The organism is Synechococcus sp. R6-5 (genome assembly GCF_047461775.1).
Classification (GTDB): domain Bacteria; phylum Cyanobacteriota; class Cyanobacteriia; order Thermostichales; family Thermostichaceae; genus Thermostichus.
In genome coordinates this window covers 1-2,401 of sequence record NZ_JANSHV010000226.1, presented here as the reverse complement: position 1 = coordinate 2,401, position 2,401 = coordinate 1, and the positions used below count along the sequence as shown (strand labels likewise).

Here is a 2,401-nt window from a genome sequence, read left to right as displayed (position 1 = left end):
GCAGTGTTCAGCGTAAATGTATCAGGCGACGACAAGCCCAAGAGCAGTTTGGCCACCGCAAGCGAGTCTATGGATGTCAGCAGCGTAAGTCATTGGATAGGGGTGGGGGCTGTCGCCCTAGCCTCCATCCTTTGGGCTGAGATCGTGCGGGATGTGCGCCATTGGCTGGCCCACCGGTGGCCCTGGCTGATGCCCAAACACATCCTGCACCACCGCCTGTTCCGCCCCGACCTTAGCGTGGTGGATGCACAGCTGTACCGAGAATCCCAGTGGCACCACGACGTTCCCGAAGCGGCGACGATGATCCTGGCCGGGATCCCTTGGGTGGTGGTATTGGGCCAGGGATCCCTGCTGTACGGCCTGGCGGCAACGGTGGGGGTGGTCTACTCGGCCAGTTTCTGGGTGGCTGGTATGCTGCGGGGTTGGGGGCTGGCCCTGCAGACGGATATCACCCACCAGCCGGGGCCTTTCCCCGTTCCTCCCAGCCAATGGCATGTCAACCGCGCCTACCACTGGCGGCACCACTTCGACGATACCAACGCCTATTTTTGCGGCACCCTGACTCTCGTAGATCGGCTCATGGGCACCAGTCTCTCCTTGAAAGGCAAGCGAGTAGCCGTCACCGGCGCCTCCGGCACCCTGGGCCGGGCCTTGCTCAAGCATTTTCACCAGCAGGGGGCCAAAGTCATCGCCCTCAGCTCCCATTCGGATTCGGTTCACATCGAAGTGGACGGCCAGATCCAGCCGGTGGAGACCGTTCGCTGGCAGGTGGGGCAAGAGGGATCCCTGGCTGAGCTGCTGGAGCGGGTGGATATCTTGGTGCTCAACCACGGCCTGAACGTCCACAGGCAACGGGATCCCGAGTCTGTCCGCCAGTCCTATGCCGTCAACACTTTCTCCAGTTGGCGCCTAATGGAGCTGTTCTTCCAGACGGTGCGCGGCAACCCTGAGATGGCCACCAAAGAGGTGTGGGTGAACACCTCAGAGGCTGAGGCTAGCCCTGCTTTCAGTCCCCTCTACGAGCTCTCCAAGCGGGCCCTAGGCGATCTGGTTACTCTGCGCCGTCTGGATGCCCCCTGTGTGGTGCGCAAGCTCATCCTCGGCCCCTTCAAGAGCCAGCTCAATCCCATTGGGGTTATGTCGGGAGATTGGGTGGCCGCTCAGATCTTGGCCCAGGCCAAACGAGACTGCCGCAACATCATCGTCACCATCAACCCCCTGACCTACTTGCTTTTCCCGCTCAAAGAGCTGGCTGTGAGCACTTATTTCCGCCTGTTTAGCCGTCGGTCTCCAAGGACTCCGTCCCGCGAGCGCGAACAGCCAGGGATCCCTGCCCCCAACCCAGATCCTGCAGGTGGGGCCGAGTCCGGTGATTTGCCTTTGGTTTAGTTAAAAGGAACTAGATCCCAACCCGTTCCATAGCTCTATGGCATTGGGCGCAAAAGTGGAGTAAGACAAGAGCAGGTTCCTTGGCGTCAGCAGGGTGGGATCCCTTGCGCCAATACGAACTTTTGGGGAGCGAGAGTGCCCTCCTTGGGTTTGCAGAAATACAGCAGTTCGATCCCTGATGAGCGTTGGGTGTGAGGAGTAGGAGTGAGCGTGAACATGGTGCGACGGTGGGTGAGCGCAGTACTCTGCGTGGTGGGTGGATCGTTGATGTCGGGGCTTTTGTCCGGCTGTGCCATCCCGATGCCTTCGGCATCTGCGGGAGTTTCTGAAGTCCAAGTGCGCTTGGTGCATGTGGCCCCCAATGCCCCTCGGATCGACTTGGAAGTGGGAGGGGTGAGAGCTGCTCGGGGCATAGCCTATGGCTCGGTGAGCGAGTACGTGCGCATACCGGCGGGCGAGTACGACATTGTTTTGTTTTCAACGCCTGAGAACCCTGGCCAGCCTGCGAGTTCTTTGGTTGCGGCCAGAACCGTAGCCAATCTCAGGGGCGGGGGAGTATTCTCGGTGGTTGCTGCCAACGAGCCGAATCGCATGACGGCCCTGGTGCTGGAAGACAACATCCATCCGCCCTTTGATCAAGCCCTGGTGCGGTTTGTCCACGCTGCTCCCGATGCGCCGGCCCTGCAATGGCAAGGGGAGCAAGGGCGGGTACTGCTGCCCCAGTTGGCGTTTGGACAAGTATCCACCTTTCAAGCTATGCGCCCCGGCTTTACCCAAATTCAAGTGGCCATAGCCCCTTCAGCCTCCGCGCCAGGTGTGCAGTCGGCTCCCAGCCGGAGCATTCCCCTGCAGCGGTTTGACCTGCAGCTGGAGGCGGGGAAAGTCTATACCCTCTATGTAGCGGGATTGTTGCGCAGCAATCCGGCCCTAAGCCTGGTGCTGGCAGAGGAAACTCGAGCTCGCAGGCTCCTATAGCCAAGGTGTTTCGGTCTGATACATTTACGCTGAACAC

Annotated in this window: 3 protein-coding genes; 2 read left to right on the top strand and 1 reads right to left on the bottom strand. The window is 60.3% G+C overall.

From position 1 onward, the window contains the following. Positions 1-3: 3 nt before the first annotated feature. Positions 4-1,389: a bifunctional sterol desaturase/short chain dehydrogenase gene (locus tag NW818_RS11595; protein ID WP_414424634.1), complete on the top strand. Its 1,386-nt coding sequence runs from the start codon at positions 4-6 to the stop codon at positions 1,387-1,389. Between the two features lie 86 nt (positions 1,390-1,475). Here NW818_RS11595 and NW818_RS11590 read toward each other — a convergent pair whose 3' ends face one another. Then, positions 1,476-1,685: a hypothetical protein gene (locus NW818_RS11590; protein ID WP_414424633.1), complete on the bottom strand. Its 210-nt coding sequence runs from the start codon at positions 1,683-1,685 to the stop codon at positions 1,476-1,478. Between the two features lie 4 nt (positions 1,686-1,689). On the opposite strand from NW818_RS11590, the gene NW818_RS11585 reads away from it, so the two are divergent. Next, positions 1,690-2,364: a DUF4397 domain-containing protein gene (locus NW818_RS11585; RefSeq protein WP_414424632.1), complete on the top strand. Its 675-nt coding sequence runs from the start codon at positions 1,690-1,692 to the stop codon at positions 2,362-2,364. The last annotated feature ends 37 nt before the right edge of the window (positions 2,365-2,401 follow it).

Bases quoted from the DNA above. Each gene is read 5' to 3' on its own strand.
- NW818_RS11590 (WP_414424633.1), bottom strand. From the start codon at position 1,685: ATGGCACAGCCGGACAAAAGCCCCGACATCAACGATCCACCCACCACG.
- NW818_RS11585 (WP_414424632.1), top strand. From the start codon at position 1,690: ATGCCTTCGGCATCTGCGGGAGTTTCTGAAGTCCAAGTGCGCTTGGTG.